This window comes from Burkholderia sp. MSMB2157WGS (assembly GCF_001532755.1).
In the GTDB taxonomy this organism is placed as follows: domain Bacteria; phylum Pseudomonadota; class Gammaproteobacteria; order Burkholderiales; family Burkholderiaceae; genus Burkholderia.
The window spans coordinates 187201-203081 of sequence record NZ_LPJG01000002.1; the positions used below are offsets into that span (position 1 = coordinate 187201).

Annotated in this window: 15 protein-coding genes and 1 pseudogene; 9 read left to right on the forward strand and 7 right to left on the reverse strand. The window is 67.9% G+C overall.

From position 1 onward, the window contains the following. Positions 1–14: 14 nt before the first annotated feature. Positions 15–899 (reverse strand): transcriptional regulator GcvA, encoded by an 885-nt coding sequence (locus WT53_RS01340; RefSeq protein ID WP_034208594.1) that lies wholly within the window; start codon positions 897–899, stop codon positions 15–17. A gap of 84 nt (positions 900–983) precedes the next feature. Between WT53_RS01340 and WT53_RS01345 the strand changes: the two genes are divergently transcribed. Further along, the gene (locus WT53_RS01345; RefSeq protein WP_373558439.1) at positions 984–1664 is read left to right on the forward strand and encodes a chromate transporter; all 681 of its coding nucleotides are present in this window, start codon (positions 984–986) and stop codon (positions 1662–1664) included. Positions 1665–1666: 2 nt separating this feature from the next. Beyond that, positions 1667–2194: a chromate transporter gene (locus tag WT53_RS01350; protein ID WP_006477572.1), complete on the forward strand. Its 528-nt coding sequence runs from the start codon at positions 1667–1669 to the stop codon at positions 2192–2194. 4 nt (positions 2195–2198) lie between these two features. Here the strand turns inward: WT53_RS01350 and WT53_RS01355 are convergent. After that, positions 2199–2399 (reverse strand): annotated as a pseudogene (locus WT53_RS01355) (hypothetical protein); the annotation flags it as partial. A gap of 281 nt (positions 2400–2680) precedes the next feature. Here WT53_RS01355 and WT53_RS01360 point away from each other — a divergent pair. The 7 genes from WT53_RS01360 (at position 2681) to WT53_RS01390 (ending at position 9459) form a co-directional block, all read left to right on the forward strand. Next, positions 2681–3427, forward strand: a complete 747-nt coding sequence (locus WT53_RS01360) for a YoaK family protein (protein WP_034208592.1) — start codon at positions 2681–2683, stop codon at positions 3425–3427. Positions 3428–3782: 355 nt separating this feature from the next. Beyond that, entirely contained in the window at positions 3783–4904 is a 1122-nt protein-coding gene (locus WT53_RS01365; protein ID WP_034208591.1) for a porin, read from the forward strand. A gap of 374 nt (positions 4905–5278) precedes the next feature. Then, entirely contained in the window at positions 5279–5506 is a 228-nt protein-coding gene (locus WT53_RS01370) for a hypothetical protein (RefSeq protein ID WP_034208778.1), read from the forward strand. A gap of 241 nt (positions 5507–5747) precedes the next feature. Then, positions 5748–7103, forward strand: a complete 1356-nt coding sequence (gor, locus tag WT53_RS01375) for a glutathione-disulfide reductase (RefSeq protein ID WP_034208590.1) — start codon at positions 5748–5750, stop codon at positions 7101–7103. Positions 7104–7613: 510 nt separating this feature from the next. Continuing rightward, the gene (locus WT53_RS01380) at positions 7614–8285 is read left to right on the forward strand and encodes a CsgG/HfaB family protein (protein ID WP_196251233.1); all 672 of its coding nucleotides are present in this window, start codon (positions 7614–7616) and stop codon (positions 8283–8285) included. 57 nt (positions 8286–8342) lie between these two features. Continuing rightward, entirely contained in the window at positions 8343–8774 is a 432-nt protein-coding gene (locus WT53_RS01385; RefSeq protein ID WP_034208588.1) for a DUF4810 domain-containing protein, read from the forward strand. A gap of 10 nt (positions 8775–8784) precedes the next feature. Next, positions 8785–9459: a DUF799 domain-containing protein gene (locus WT53_RS01390; RefSeq protein ID WP_034208587.1), complete on the forward strand. Its 675-nt coding sequence runs from the start codon at positions 8785–8787 to the stop codon at positions 9457–9459. 90 nt (positions 9460–9549) lie between these two features. Here the strand turns inward: WT53_RS01390 and WT53_RS01395 are convergent, their stop codons facing one another. The 5 genes from WT53_RS01395 to WT53_RS01415 form a co-directional block, all read right to left on the reverse strand. Then, on the reverse strand, positions 9550–10851 hold the full coding sequence (locus tag WT53_RS01395; protein ID WP_034208586.1) for an FAD-binding oxidoreductase: 1302 nt from the start codon (positions 10849–10851) through the stop codon (positions 9550–9552). 25 nt (positions 10852–10876) lie between these two features. Continuing rightward, on the reverse strand, positions 10877–12181 hold the full coding sequence (locus tag WT53_RS01400; RefSeq protein WP_034208585.1) for an FAD-binding oxidoreductase: 1305 nt from the start codon (positions 12179–12181) through the stop codon (positions 10877–10879). Positions 12182–12275: 94 nt separating this feature from the next. Further along, a complete protein-coding gene (locus tag WT53_RS01405) occupies positions 12276–13859 on the reverse strand; it encodes a DUF3138 family protein (RefSeq protein ID WP_034208584.1) in 1584 nt (527 codons plus the stop codon). Positions 13860–13973: 114 nt separating this feature from the next. Continuing rightward, positions 13974–14813, reverse strand: a complete 840-nt coding sequence (locus WT53_RS01410; protein ID WP_034208583.1) for an ABC transporter permease subunit — start codon at positions 14811–14813, stop codon at positions 13974–13976. Further along, positions 14810–15796, reverse strand: a complete 987-nt coding sequence (locus WT53_RS01415; protein ID WP_034208582.1) for an ABC transporter permease subunit — start codon at positions 15794–15796, stop codon at positions 14810–14812. The genes WT53_RS01410 and WT53_RS01415 overlap by 4 nt, the downstream gene beginning before the upstream one ends. Between the last annotated feature and the right edge of the window lie 85 nt (positions 15797–15881).

A 15881-nucleotide genomic window follows, 5' to 3' on the forward strand; every position in this document is an offset into this window, starting at 1 on the left:
CCGCCGGCGCGCGTTCATGCGCCGGTATTCGACTGCCCCTGCAGCCACGCGCAGAATTGCGCGATGAGCGGATCGTCGGCTGGGGCGCCCGGCGTGATCCACCAGTAGCTGCGCGTCGCGATGCGCGGTCCGTCGAGCGGCATCACCAGGCGCCCGCTCGCGAGCTCGTCGTCGATCAGCGGCAGCGGGCCGAGCGCGACGCCGAGCCCGTCGACGGCCGCCTGCAGCGCCAGGTAGAAGTGGTCGAACGACTGCCGCTTGCGCCCCTTCATCGCGACGCCGGCCGCCGCGAACCAGTCGCGCCAGCCTTCCGGCCGCGTATCCGAATGCAGCAGCACGTGCCGCGCGAGATCGTCCGCGCGGCCGATCGGCGCGCGCTTGAGCAGTGCCGGGCTGCACACCGGAATCACGCTTTCGTCGAGGAAGTGGCCGCTCGTGCAGTTCGGCCAGTGGCCGGGGCCGCGGCGGATCGCGACGTCGAAGCCGTTCAGCGTGTCGAGCGGCGCGTTCGACGTCGACAGCTTCAGCTCGACGTTCGGCACGTCGCGCTGGAACCGCGACAGCCGCGGCAGCAGCCATTTCATCGCGAAGGTCGGCAGCGCGTTGATGCGCAGCACGCGTGCCGCGCCGGTGTGGCGCAACTGCTCGGTCGCGTGCGCGATGCTGTCGAACGCCGCGCGCACGGTGTCCAGGTAGCGGCGGCCCTCGTCGGTGAGCTTCACGCGCTTGCCGTAGCGGTGGAACACCGGCTTGCCGAGCCACACCTCGAACCCGGCGATCTGCCGGCTGATGGCACCGTGAGTCACATGCAGCTCGTCGCCGGCGGCGCTGAAGCTTTCATGTCGTGCCGCGGCTTCAAAGGCCCGAAGCGCGGAAAAGGGCGGGAGATCGCGTGCCATGCTTGTGATTTTAGATCACAAGGGCGCGCCGATAAAATCGTTTTGCCGGAATCCCGAACGGCGGTAACCTCGATTCACCGTTTGATGAGGAGCCCCATGCAATCCGCTTTGCCGTCTGCCTCTCCGCCGCCTGCCTCCCCGCCGCCTGCCGCGTCCCCTCGCGGCGTCGGCCTCGCCGAGCTGTTCACCGGTTTCCTGTCGCTCGGCCTGATGTCGTTCGGCGGCGCGCTGCCGTTCGCGCGGCGCACGATCGTCGACGAGCGCAAGTGGCTCTCCGCCGACGAATTCACCGATCTGCTCGGCCTGTGCCAGTTCCTGCCGGGCGGCAACGTGATCAATCTGTCGGTCGCCGTCGGCATGCGCTTTCGCGGCGTCGCCGGCGCGTTCGCCGGCATTCTCGGGCTGATCGCGGGCCCGACGCTCGTCGTCGTCGCGCTCGGCGTGCTGTACGCGAAGACGCAGAGCGATCCGCGCGTGCAGCACCTGTTCGCGGGGCTCGCCGCCGCGGCGGCCGGCCTGCTCGTCGCGATGGCCGTGAAGGTCGCGAAGCCGCTGCTTCGGGCGCCGCGCACGGCTGCTGCGATTGCGGTCGTCGCGTTCGTCGCGATCGCGGTGCTGCGCATACCGTTGCTGACCACGATGCTCGTGCTGACGCCCGTCAGCATCTGGCTCGCGTCGCGCCGCCGCGACGCGGGCACGCGGCGGCCGGCGCCGGCCGCCGCGCCCGGCACGTCCGACTCGCCCGATTCGCAACGGGAGGGCTGACCATGAGCGACACGCTGATCGCCATCGCGACGATCTTCAGCCAGTTGTCGCTGCTCGCGTTCGGCGGCGGCAACACGATCCTGCCGGAGATGCAGCGGCAGGTCGTCGACGTGCATCACTGGATGAGCGCGCACGAGTTCACCGCGCTGTTCGCGCTGGCTCAGGCCGCACCGGGGCCGAACATGATGATCGTGTCGCTGGTCGGCTGGCACGTGGCCGGCTGGGCCGGGCTGCTCGTCGCGTCGCTCGCGAAGTTCGGGCCGTCGTCGATCGTCACCGTGCTCGCGCTGCATGCGTGGGAGCGCTTTCGCGACCGGCCGTGGCGCCGCTACGTGCAGCAGGGGATGATGCCGGTGACGGCCGGGCTCGTCGCGGCGAGCGCGGTGCTGATTTCCGAGGCGTCGAACCGCACCGCGATCCAGTGGGGTATCACGGCCGCGTGCGCGGTGCTGGCGTGGCGCACGCGCATCCATCCGCTGTGGCTGCTCGCGGGCGGCGCGCTGATCGGGCTCACGGGCATCGGGCAGTGAGCGGCTTCGCAAGCCTGCCGCCGCGCAACGCGTCGGCCACCTCGTGCTTCAGCTTCGGCGTGAACGACGGATACGCGGCCACCGGCGCCGCGTACTGGCGCGCATCGATCTCGGCCGATTCGCGGTTGAACTTCCACACGGCCACCAGCGCGATCGCGGCGAACGGGATGACCGTGTAGCGCAAGAAGAACTTCGCGAGTGTCATTCGACGGCCTTGTGAAGAAGGGCGGCGCGGCGCGCGTGGCCGCGTTGGCGCGGGTCGGCCCGGTATACTCGGCCGGTCTTGCGGCGGTGAACATCGCGCGGTCGACACGCTTTGACTTGCTGCGATGCGCGGCGCCCGCCCGTACCCGACGGCAAACATCATATTGACGCGCGGCATGCGACGAAGCCCGGCCGCGCAGTGCCGGCGGCGCGCGTGCCGGCACGACCGACATTCGCACCGGCCGCCGTGCGCGGCGGTGCGGCGCGCACCACGGAGGATCGATGGATCTCGACGGCGCCAGCCGCAATCTCACTGTCGCCGCATTGCTGACGCTGTCCGGCGGCTATCTCGACGCGTACACGTACGTCGGCCACGGCCACGTGTTCGCGAACACGATGACCGGCAACGTCGCGCTGCTCGGCATCAACCTGTCGGCCGGCGAATGGGCCGCCGCGCTGCATCACGTGCCGCCGCTCGGCGGCTTCGTGATCGCGGTGTTCGTCGCGCACCTGCTCGGCCTCGCCGCGCAGCGCGGCTGGATGCGGCATACGGCGTTCGTGAGCCTCATCGTCGAAATCGCGTTCCTCGGCGTCGCCGCGAGCGGCCTCGTCGGCGCGTCGAGCGCGTGGCTGATTCCGGGCATCTCGTTCGTCGCGACATTGCAGACGCTGTCGTTCACCCATCTCGAGGAACTGTCGTACACGTCGGTGATGACGACCGGCAACCTGCGGCGCGCCGCGCAGAAGCTGTTCGTCGGGCTGATCCCGCGCTATGACGCGGGGGCGCTGCACGATTCGGCGCTGCTCGCGACGATCAGCTTCTGTTTCCTGGCCGGCGCGGTGATCGGCGGGCTCGTGACGCGGCTCGCGCCGGACATCGCGCTGTGGGGCGCCGTGCTGCTGCTCGTCGGTGCATTCGCGGAGATCGTGCGACGTGCATGGCGTCGCGCGGGCAACGGCGGTGCGGGCGACGCGGGCGGCAACGGCGACGCGGGCAACGGCAGCGACGGCGCGACGCAAACGGTCTGACGGCAGGCAGGCGGGGCAAGCGGCAGGCCGCAGGCCGCCGCACCGACCGCACCGACCGCACCGACCATTTCGCCGCGCTCCGCGTGAGCGCGCCGCGCCATCGACGAACCTTACAGCGCCGCGCGTGCCCGCCGGCGCCGTCGCGCCCCGTCCCGCCGCCGTGCGAGCGAGGCTCGGCGCGGGAAACGTTGTTCCCGGACGACAATCGCGCGATTGCCGCGTATTTCAATTTCTTTCAGCGTTCGCACTCGTCTTATGATTCAGCCCACATCGCGCTCGCCATGAACGTTCGCGATCGCCACCCGGCTGCGCACGCGGCCGGTCATGAATGGAGACACCTAAAAAAGGAAAGCTCATGAAGCAGACCACCCGACTCGCAGTCATCGCAGGGGGCGCGGCGCTGGCCTTCGCCAGCCAGTACGCATCGGCACAAAGCTCGGTCACGCTCTGGGGCGTCGCCGACGCCAGCATCCGTTACCTGACCAACGCCAACGCGAAGAACGACGGCCTGCTGTCGATGACCAACGGTGCGATCACGAACAGCCGCTTCGGCATCTACGGCACGGAAGACCTCGGCGGCGGCCTGAAGGCCGTGTTCAACCTCGAGAGCGGCGTGAACCTGCAGAACGGCGCGTTCGCCGACAGCGGCCGCCTGTTCAACCGCGCGGCGTACGTCGGCCTGCAGAGCCCGTACGGCACCGTGACCCTCGGCCGTCAGAAGACGCCGCTGTTCGACCTGCTGTCGGATACCTACGATCCGCTCACCGTCGGCAACTACCTCGAAAACGCATGGCTGCCGGTCGCACTCGGCGCCGGCCTGTATGCGGACAACCAGATCAAGTACACGGGCAAGTTCGAGGGCCTGACGGCGAAGGCGATGTACTCGACCGGCACCAACTACGAATCGACCGGCGCGGGCGGCTTCTCGGGCCAGATCCCGGGCTCGCTCGGCAAGGGCAATGCGTGGGGCGTGTCGCTGTCGTACGTGATGGGCCCGCTCAGCATCGCGGCCGGCGCACAGCAGAACAGCGACAACTCGGCGCGCAAGCAGACGATCTACCACGCGAACGTCGTGTACGCGTTCAGCAAGGCGAAGATCTACGCGGGCTACCTGCGCTCGAAGGACGACACGGGCTTCGTCGACAGCCTGCTCGCGCAGCAGACGATTCCGGTCGCGAAGGGCACGGGCCGCATCGACGACGGTCCGTTCGCGGGCGTGAGCTGGCAGGTCAGCACGCCGCTGACGCTGACGGGCGCGTTCTACTACGACCACATGCGCAACGCGATGACCACGAACGGCACGCTCGCGAGCGGCAACCGCTATGCGATCGTCGGCATCGCCGAATACGCGCTGAGCAAGCGCACCGAGATCTACGGCACCGTCGACTTCAACAAGACGAACGGCGCGGCGAACGTCGAGCTGCCCGGCCGCAGCAACCAGACGGGCATCGCGATCGGCCTGCGCAATATCTTCTGACGAACGTCGAAACCCCTGCACCGGCTCCGTCCGGCGCGCATCGAAGAGGCTCCGCGAGGCGCCTCTTTTTTTTCGTCGCGCGACCTTCATACGCGCACCCGACTATTCGGCAGACGCTCCATTGCGGAAGTCCCGCGCCGTAAGCGATCCGTCGGCATTCCAGAACATACTTTTACAGTGCGCGCGCACGCTTTCCGCTACGCTGCGTGCATCGCTCGCGGCATGCCGTCAGGCATGCGCGTGCGTCGTTCCGGTGGCGCGCGACGTGCGCTGCCGGCCTGATGCGTAACTTGTGTATCCGGCGATGACAAACGCGGTCGGCCGGTTTCTTTCGTGGGACGATGCGCTCACGATTTTCTTGAAAGGGGATGACGATGGGTATCCTGAACACCGTGGGTGAAATCGCCGGCGCGATCGCCGCCGTCGAAGGCGCGGAAAAGCTGGATCCGGACGCGGGCCTGCTGACCAAGGCGGCCGCGGCCGTCGCCGGTTTCAAGGGCGCCGAGGCGATCGAAGGCATGCTCGAGAAGAAGGAAGAGAAGCCCGAACAGGCGGCGGACGATACGCAGGCGACGGACGGCAGCGACACGTCGCAGGCATGAGCATGGCGGCCGGTCCGGCCGCGGGCGCGCCCTTCGCGCGTCCGGGCGGACCGGTGCCGCGCAATCGGCAGGTCGGGCATGCGGTCGATCGGTGACGCATGGCACAACCGCCGGCCGGTTTGACCGGCGAGAGGCCTCGTCTCTCGCCGTTTTTTATTGGACGCGCGGCGCGCGCCATGCGCCGCACGAATTCCCGAATCTTGCTATCGTGCCTCCATTCGAACTGCGATGAGGGGATGCGATGGATTTCGACTACGACCTGTTCGTCATCGGCGCCGGCTCGGGCGGCGTGAGGCTCGCGCGCATGTCCGCGTCGTACGGCGCACGCGTCGGCATCGCGGAAGAAGAGCAGATCGGCGGCACCTGCGTGCTGCGCGGCTGCATCCCGAAGAAACTCCTCGTCTACGCATCGCACTACCCGCACGAAGTCGACGACGCGAAGGGCTTCGGCTGGACCTTCGGCGCCGGCACGCTCGACTGGCCCGCGCTGATCGCCGCGAAGGATCGCGAGATCAACCGGCTGAGCGACATCTACATCAACCTGCTGCTGCAATCGGGCGTCGACATGCACCCCGGTCGCGCGACGCTCGTCGATGCGCACACGGTCTCGGTCGGCGCGCGCACGTTCCGCGCGCGCCACATCGCGATCGCGACCGGCTCGCGGCCGTCGCTGCCGCCGCGGCCCGGCATCGAGCATGCGATCACGTCGCGCGAGGCGCTGTCGCTCGCGGCGCTGCCCAAACGGATCGCGGTGGTCGGCGGCGGCTATATCGCGGTCGAGTTCGCGGGCATCTTCAACGGCTTCGGCAGCCACGTCGACGTGTTCTATCGCGGAGACAAAATCCTGCGCGGCTTCGACGACGACGTGCGCCAGTTCCTGACCGACGAGATGACGAAGCAGGGCGTCGCGATTCATGCGCGCGCGGTGATCGAATCGATCGAGCGCGCGAGCGACGGCACGCTGTTCGTGCGCGTCGGCGACGAGCGGCACGGGCCGTACGATCAGGTGCTCTATGCGACGGGCCGCGTGCCGAACGTCGACGGGCTCGGGCTCGAGCAGGCGGGCATCCTGCTCGATGCGCGCGGCGCGATTGCCGTCGATGCGTATTCGGCGACGTCGGTGCCGTCGATCCATGCGATCGGCGACGTCACGTCGCGGCCGCAGCTCACGCCGGTCGCGACGCGCGACGCCGGGCTGCTCGCGCGCACGCTGTTCGGCGGCTCGCGCGTCGCGGTCGATCACGCGTACGTGCCGTCGGCCGTGTTCAGCCAGCCGGAAGTCGCGACGGTCGGCCTGAGCGAGGCCGATGCGCGGCACGCGCACGGCGACGTCGACATCTACCGCACGTCGTTCAAGGCGCTGCGCCACACGCTGTCGGGCCGCGACGAGCGCACGCTGATGAAGCTCGTCGTCGCGCGCGACAGTCAGCGCGTGGTCGGTGCGCACATGGTCGGCCGCGATGCGGGCGAGATCATCCAGGGCATCGCGATCGCGATCCGCGCGGGCGCGACGAAGGCGCAGTTCGACGACACGATCGGCATTCATCCGACCGCGGCCGAGGAATTCGTGACGATGCGGCAGAAAGTGGCCGATTAGCGGAAACCGTATGCGCGTGTGCGGCTGGAATGCCGGACGGCTTATTGTCGGGATATCGGCCGTTCGGATCGTCGGCGCGAATGACGTGTGTCGATATCGCCGGATCGATCGTCAATCCGGCGATATCGACACGGAAGACCGGCGCAGATCGGTCGCGTGCCGCGCGAGCCCACGCGTGCAACGCTTCGCGCACGAATAAGCGGCGTATTTAATATAAGTGCGAAAATCGTCAATTATTATCAAGATACCCCGTCTTGATAAACAGGCTTGATATGATCGCGAAAAATCATATACGGGGCCGACCATGCACGATCAACAGTGCAGTAACCAGAATAACGAAATCATTCGTGTGCGCGATCCAGGCGCGCATCGCATTCCCCATCCGCGTTTTGCCGTAACGCATCCGTTGCGCCCCCTTCCCTGACTTACCGCGATCGCCGAACCGGCGATGAGCGCGTGCATGAGCCTCGCGCAGCGGCATCTTTTCCAGCAAGGAGACCAGCAGTGAACATTCAGACACGACGCACCGTCCTCGTGGCGGCAGCGGTCGTCGCGGCGCTGTCCGGCTGCGCGACCGAATCGTCGCGCACGCTCGACGTGCCGGCCGTCAGCAGCGCGCAGAAGCCGTACGCGGGCAAGCCCGTCGCGATCGCCGTCGGCAAGTTCGACAACCGCTCGAGCTACATGCGCGGCATCTTCTCCGACGGCATCGACCGCCTCGGCGGACAGGCGAAGACGATCCTCGTCACGCGCCTGCAGCAGAGCCGCCGCTTCAACGTGCTCGATCGCGAGAACCTCGACGAGATCAAGCAGGAAGCCGGCTTCATGAAGAAAGCGCAGGCCGTGAAGGGCGCGAACTACGTGGTGACGGGCGACGTGACCGAGTTCGGCCGCAAGGACGTCGGCGATCAACAGCTGTTCGGCATTCTCGGCCGCGGCAAGACGCAGGTCGCGTACGCGAAGGTCAACCTGAACATCGTCGACACGACGACGTCGGAAGTGATCGCATCGAGCCAGGGCGCGGGCGAGTTCAGCCTGTCGAACCGCGAGGTGATCGGTTTCGGCGGCACGGCCGGCTACGACTCGACGCTCAACGGCAAGGTGCTGGACCTCGCGATCCAGGAAGCCGTGAACCATCTCGTCGACCAGGTCGACGCCGGCGCGCTGAAGGCGGCGCAGTAAATGCCGCGCGCGATACGACACGCACGAATCATTTCACCCACCAGAAGAGACAAGACCATGAAACGGGGAATCTGGCTGCCGGCGACGGCGGCCGCCTTGCTGCTCGCGGGCTGCGCGGCGCCGACCACGCCGCCGCTGTATCAGTGGACCGGCTATCAGCCGCAGGTGTACGAATACTTCAAGGGCCAGCAAGCGCCGCAGCAGCAGATCGATGCGCTCGAAAAGGCGCTGCAGGAAATTCGCGCGAAGGGCCACACGCCGCCGCCGGGCTTCCATGCGCATCTCGGGATGCTGTATGCGAGCGTCGGCAACGAGCAGCAGGCCGAGCAGGAACTGCAGGCCGAGAAGCAACTGTTCCCGGAATCCGCGGCGTATATGGACTTCCTGATGAAGAAGAAGCCCGGTGCATCGAAAGCCGCGCATCCGGCGGCCGCCGGCCAGACGGTTGCCGATCAGAAGCATGCCGATTCGAATCCCGCCAAACAGTGACGCCCTTGCCATGTTCAAGACACTTTCATTCAAGCTGCTGTCCGTGCTGTCGATCGCCGCGCTGCTGAGCGCGTGCGCGCAGCCGGTGCAACGTCCCGACTACACGGCGTTCAAGAAGAGCCAGCCGCGCTCGATCCTCGTGCTGCCGCCGGTCAACGAAACCACCGACGTCGGCGCGACCTACGGCGTGCTGTCGCAAATGACGCTGCCGCTCGCCGAGTCCGGCTACTACGTGGTGCCCGTCGCGGTGATGGACGAGACGTTCAAGCAGAACGGCCTGACGAATGCGACCGACATCCAGGCGACGTCGCCGGCGAAGCTGCGCGAGATCTTCGGCGCGGACGCCGCGCTGTATTCGAAGATCACGCAGTACGGCTCCGTCTACCAGGTGGTCGACAGCACGACGATCGTTTCCGCGTCGGCGAAACTCGTCGACCTGAAGAGCGGCGACGTGCTGTGGCAGGGCGAGGGCCGGGCGACCGGCAAGGAAGTCGGCAACAACATGAGCGTCAATGCGTTCGGGATCGTCGGGGCGCTCGTGCAGGCGGCCGTCAAGCAGGTCGCGCATTCGCTGACCGACGAAGCGCATGACGTCGCCGGGCTGACGAGCACGCGGCTGCTGTCGGCCGGCCCGCCGAACGGGCTGCTGTACGGGCCGCGCTCGCCGAAGTACGGCACCGACTGACGCGCGGCGGCGTCACGCCACGCCTGTCGTCCGGACGGCCGCTCGAAACGAGCGGCCGTTTTGTTTGCGTGCGGCGATACCGCGCGCCGGTCAATGCACGCCGAACGCGTCCAGCAGCCGGTACCAGCTCATCGCGAGCACCAGCGCCGGCGTGCGCAGCGTCGCGCCGCCGGGGAAGTCGCGATGCCGGATCCTGTCGAACAGGTCGAAGCGGCTCGCCTGGCCGTCGATCGCCTCGGCGATGAGCTTGCCCGCGAGCGCGGTCGTATTCACGCCGTGCCCCGAAAACCCCTGCGCGAAGTACGTCGTCGGCGTAATGCGGCCGAAATGCGGCGCGCGGTTCATCGTGATGTCGACGAAGCCGCCCCACGCATAGTCGACCTTCACGTCCGCGAGTTGCGGGAACGTCTTCAGCATGTCGGCGCGCATCGCCGCCGCGAGGTCGCGCGGCTCGCGCGTCGAATAGCTGACCTTGCCGCCCCAGACGAGCCGCGTGTCGGGCGCCGGCCGGAAATAGTCGAGCACGAAGCGGCTGTCGCAGATCGCCGCGCGCGCGGGCATCAGCGCGGCGGCGCGCGTTTCGCCGAGCGGTTCGGTCGCGATCACGTAGGTGCCGACCGGCATGATCTTCCTCGCCAGCGCAGGCGCGAGCGTGCCGACGTAGGTGTTGCAGGCGAGCACGACGAAGCGCGCACGCACGTTGCCGCCGCTCGTCTCGACGACGTGGCCGCCGGACACGTCGCGCACGCGCGTCACGCAACTGTCCTCGTGGATGCGCACGCCGGCGTCGACGGCCGCCCGCGCGAGGCCGAGCGTGTAGTTGAGCGGATGGAGGTGGCCGCTGTCGGGATCGTACAGGCCGCCGCGATAGCGGGCCGACTGCACGTAGTCGCCGAGTTCGCCGGCTTCGACGAAGCGGAAGCGGTCGTAGCCGAAGCGCTTCGCGGCTTCGTCGCGCCACCGCTTCAGCGCATCGGCGTCGCGTTCGGTGTTGGCCGCGGTCAGGTAGCCGGGCACCAGCGCGCAGTCGATGTCGTGTTGCGCGATGCGCGACTTCACGAGCGACAGCGTTTCGAGCCCCATGTCCCAGATCCGCTTCACGTCGCCTTCGGGCATGAACTGCGCGAACGTGTCGATGTCGCACGCGAAGCCGCCGATCAGCTGGCCGCCGTTGCGGCCGCTCGCCGCCCATCCGACGCGCGACGCTTCGAGCACGGTCACCGAATGGCCGCGCTCGGCGAGATTGAGCGCGGCGGACAGGCCCGTGAGGCCCGCGCCGATCACGCACACGTCGGCGTCGGCCGTGCCGGCGAGCGGTGCGTGGCGGGTCGTATCGTTGGCGGTCGCCGCGTAGTACGACGCGACGTGCGGCTGGTTGGCGAAGGTCTGCATGATCGGGAAGACGTATCGAGAAGGTTCAGAACAGCTCGCGCACGCGGTGGTACAGCATCCCGAGTTCGAGCGCGGGTTGCCGCCATGCGTCGCCGCCGGGAAAGCGCCGGTGACGCAAGCGCGCGAACAGGTCGAACGCGCGCGCGTCGCCCGCGATCGCGCCGGCGACCGCGCGCCCGGCGATTCCCGTGAGCGCGACGCCGTGTCCGCTGAAACCCTGGACGTAGAAGAAGTTCGGATCGATCGCGCCGAAGTCCGGCGCGCGGTTGCGCGTGACGTCGACGAAGCCGCCCCACGCGTGCTCGACGCGCACGTCGGCGAGCTGCGGGAACACGCCGACCATGCGCTGCCGGATCGCTTCGGCGAGCGCGGCGGGCGACGCGCCGGCCGAATTCGCGCGGCCGCCGAACAGCATCCGGTGGTCGGCCGACAGCCGGAAGTAGTCGAGGAAGAAGTTGTTGTCGCACACGGCCTCGCGCCGTGCGATCAGCGCGTCGGCGCGCGCGCGGCCGAGCGGCTCGGTCGCGATGATGTACGACGCGATCGGCGCGATGCGTGCGGCGGTCGCGGCCGGCAGCACGCCGCCGGGCCCCGCGTTGCAGCACGACACGACGAAACGGCAGCGCACTTCGCCCGACGGCGTGCGCACGACGGGCCGCGCGCCGCGCACGACGTCGAGCGCCGGCGTGTGCGCGTACAGTGCGACGCCTTCGCGGCGCGCGGCATCGGCGAGACCGAGACAGTACTTGAGCGGATGCAGATGGCCCGACAGCGGATCGTGCACGCCGGCCAGATAGCGCGTCGATGCAATGCGCGCCTGGATATCGCCGGTGTCGAGCCACGCGAGCGACGGATGGCCCCAGCGCGACGTCGCGGCGTTCATCCACGCGCGCAGGTCGTCGATGCGGCGCGGCTTCGTCGCCACCGTCAGATAGCCGCGCGCGAAGTCGCAATCGATCCCGTGGCGCGCGATGCGCTCGGCGATCAGCGCGACGCCGTCGAGCGACAGCGACCACGCGGCGCGCGCGCCGTCGGCGCCGAGCTGTTGCTCGATCACCTCGTCTTTCGCGAAGCCCGTGATCGCCTGGCCGCCGTTGCGGCCCGACGCGCCCCAGCCGGGCCGGTGCGCATCGAGCACGGCGACGGACAGCCCGTGCGCGCGACAGTCGAGCGCCGTCGACAGGCCCGCGAAGCCGGCGCCGATCACGCAGACGTCGACGTCGATCGCCGCGTCGAGCATCGGATCGTCGGCGACGGGCCGTGTGGCCGTGGCTTCGTAGTACGAGTCGCGCGCGAGCGTATCGGCGCGGCGGGTGAAAGACTGCGTCATCAAACCGACTCCTTCGACAAGGCTGCAACCAGCACGCAGCCGGAAAACGGCGCGGGACGCCGTGCGTGCGGCACGGCGTCCCGCGCGTCCTGCATCAGAACGAATAGATGAACTGCGTCGCGAGCAGATCGTTGGACTTGCCGTACGACCCGTCGTTGCGCAGGAACACCTTGTTGTTCGCCCAGTCGTGCCGGTATTCGACCTTCACGGTGATCTGCTGGGTCGGATAGAACAGCAGGTCGAGCGCGACGTCCTGGCGCACCGCGCCCTTGCACTCGAAGCCCAGGCCGCCGCCGGCCTTCGACATCGCGAGGCAGTCCGCATCGACGCCGAAGCCGTTGCTCGGGTCCATCCCGTTGCCGTTCAGCGCGATGCCGCCCCCGCCGCCGCCGTTCTTCGAGTTCGCGAGCAGGTCGTAGCGCAGCGTCACGCCCATGCGGCCGACCACCGGCGCGTTGAACTTGCGGTGCGCGAGCAGCGACAGCCCGTACCACTGCGCGAGCCCGCCATTGAACGCCGCATGCTGCTGTCGGCCGTAGTCGACTTCGGCGTTGTACTGCACGTCGGCGAGCGTGTAGGTCGCGTCGAGTTCGCCGAAGAAGAACGAGCCGTAGCCGCTCGGCGCCGCGCCGCCCGGGCCGTAGTGGACGACGCCGTTCTCGTCGATCGCGCTCGACAGCGTCTGGCGGCCGATGTTGAACGAGCCGCCGAGATCGAGCGCGCTCGACCACGTGTAGTCCGCGCGCGCGGTGAAGGTCGGCACCTTGTTGCTGGTGGTGATCGGGTCGCCGAGCGCATTGGTGCCCGTCTGCGTGACCGAACCGTACGTGCGGTACTGCTCGTTGCCGAGGAAGAACTTCCACGCCCAGTTGCCCTTCGTGTAGTTCGCGCCGACACCGACGTAGCTGCCCGGATCGGAGAAATCGTACAGCAGGTTGTGCGTGAGCGTGAGCATCTGGTTCGACTGCTGGACTTCGTAGCCGCCGAAGCTCGGGATCAGGCCGGCGACCAGCGTCGTTTCCGCGGTGATCGGCACGTTGACGACCGCCGTGTTCAGCAGGTTGTCGGTGATCGAGCCGCGCGAGTTCTGCAGCAGCGTGATGCCGTTGCCGCGGTTCGGCATCAGCGTGATTTCGGCCGACGGCGCCATCGGGCCGACGCCGAACGTCTTCTTGATGTCGAGGTAGAGATCGCCGAACGTGCTGTTGAAATAGTTGTACGCGTTCTCGTGATTCGCGAACAGGAACGACGACGTGCCGGCCGCGCGGTTGTAGATGTAGGTCGGATCGATGTAGCCGGTGACCGACAGGCCGGCGAGCGGGCCCGTGGTGGCCGCGTCGGTCAGCGAGTCGACCTTCAGCTGCTGGTTCGCGATCTGCTGCTTCATTTCGCTGACCTCGTCGTTGGTCAGCATCGCGCGTGCCTTGCCGTAATCCGGCGAGCCCGGGTCGGCGGCGACCGCGACGGCGCCGCCGCCCGCCATGCCGCCGCTCGCGCCGGACGTCGCGACCGCCGCGCCGCCCGGCTTCGCGGCGAGCTGCGCCTGCATCGCCTTCATCTGTTTCTGCAGCGCCGCGACCTGCGCCTGCAGCGCCTTGATTTCGGCGGAGGTGGAACCGGCCAGCGCGATGCCCGGCAACGCGCCGGCCACCAGCAGGCAGATCAGTTTCTTCTTCATTGCGGATTCTCCTAGTCGTGCGCCTGTCAAATCGGGATCGAATCGCGCGCCCCCCTGAGGCCGCGCGTCATGCTTGTCTGCAGTGCTCGTTGTCTTCGAAGCGGAAGCGGGCCGTCACGCCGCCGCGAATGCCGCCTTCAGGTCGGCCATCCGGCGCCGCTCGCGCGCGATCATCGTCCGGTTCACGACGATCACGCCGATCGTCACGGCGGTGATGAACAGCGTCGCCAGCGCATTCATTTCCGGGTTCAGCCCCAGCCGCACGCGCGAGAACACCACCAGCGGCAGCGTCGTCGACCCCGGCCCGGACAGGAACGCCGACAGCACCAGATCGTCGATCGACAGCGTGAACGACAGCAGCCACCCCGACAGCAGCGCCTGCGAGATCAGCGGCAGCGTCACCACGAAGAACACCTTCAGCGGCGTCGCACCCAGGTCGAGCGCGGCCTCCTCGAGCGACTTGTTCATCTCCTTCACGCGCGACTGCACGATGATCGCCACGTACGACACGCACAGCATCACGTGGCCGATCCAGATCGTCGCCATCCCGCGCCCCTTCGGCCAGCCGAACATCTGTTCCAGCGCGACGAACAGCAGGAGCAGCGAGATCCCCTGGATCACTTCCGGAATCACCAGCGGCGCGTTGATCATCCCCGTGTACAGCGTGAAGCCCTTGAAGCGGCCGAAGCGCGCGAGCACGAAGCCCGCCCACGTGCCGATCACGACCGACGCGGTGGCCGTCAACAGGCCGATCTTCAGCGACAGCCAGGCGGCGGTCAGCAGCTCGTCGTCGTCCAGCAGCGCCGCGTACCACTTCAGCGAGAAGCCGGACCACACCGTCACCAGCTTCGACTCGTTGAACGAGTACACGACGAGGCTGACGATCGGGATGTACAGGAACAGGAAGCCGAAGGCGAGAACGCCCGTCGACAGCGGTTTGCTCGGCTTGATCATTTCGCGTCCTCCAGTTCCTTGACCTGGTAGTACTGGAACAGCGCCATTGGCACCAGCAACAGCAGCACCATCGCGACCGTCACCGCGGACGCCATCGGCCAGTCCATGTTGTTGAAGAATTCATCCCACATCACGCGGCCGATCATCAGCGTGTCGGCGCCGCCGAGCAGCTCCGGGATCACGTACTCGCCCACCGCCGGGATGAACACCAGCAGGCTGCCGGCGATGATCCCGTTCTTCGACAGCGGCAGCGTGATGCGCGTGAACGCGACCCACGGCTTCGCGCCCAGGTCGTACGCGGCCTCGAGCAGCGTCAGGTCCATCTTCACGAGGTGCGCATAGAGCGGCATCACCATGAACGGCAGGTACGAATAGACCATCCCGATGTAGACGCCCGCATCGCTGTGATAGAGCCGCAGCGGCGTGTGGATGATGCCGAGTGCGATCAGCGTGTGGTTCAGGAGGCCGTCGTCCTTCAGGATGCCGATCCATGCGTACACGCGGATCAGGAACGACGTCCAGAACGGCAGCATCACGGCCATCATCAGCACGTTGCGGCGGTTCGGCTCCGAACGTGCGATGTAGTACGCCATCGGATAGCCGATCAGCAGGCACAGCACCGTCGACACGGCGGCCATCTTCAGCGAGCTGAGATAGGTCGCGATGTACAGGTCGTCCTGCAGCAGGAACGCGTAGTGCGACAGTTGCAACGCGAAGTGCACGACGCCGTCCTTGATCTCGACGAGCGACGTGTACGGCGGGATGCCCATCACCTGGTCGGCGAAGCTGATCTTCAGCACCAGCACGAACGGCAGCGCGAAGAACACGGTCAGCCACAGGAACGGCACGCCGATCGCGACGCTGCGGCCCGACGGCAGGAAGCGCGACAACGCGGCGAAGCGGTTGCCGCGCCGGGAAGCCGGCGTGGCGGCGGCAGCGCCGGTCGACACCGGCGCGGAAGGCGTGGAAGCGGAGGTTCTCATCGCGGCGTCCTCACTGCGTCAGCACGACGCCGCTGGCCGGCGACCACGACACGAACACGTCGTCGTTCCATGCCGGCGCGCCGTC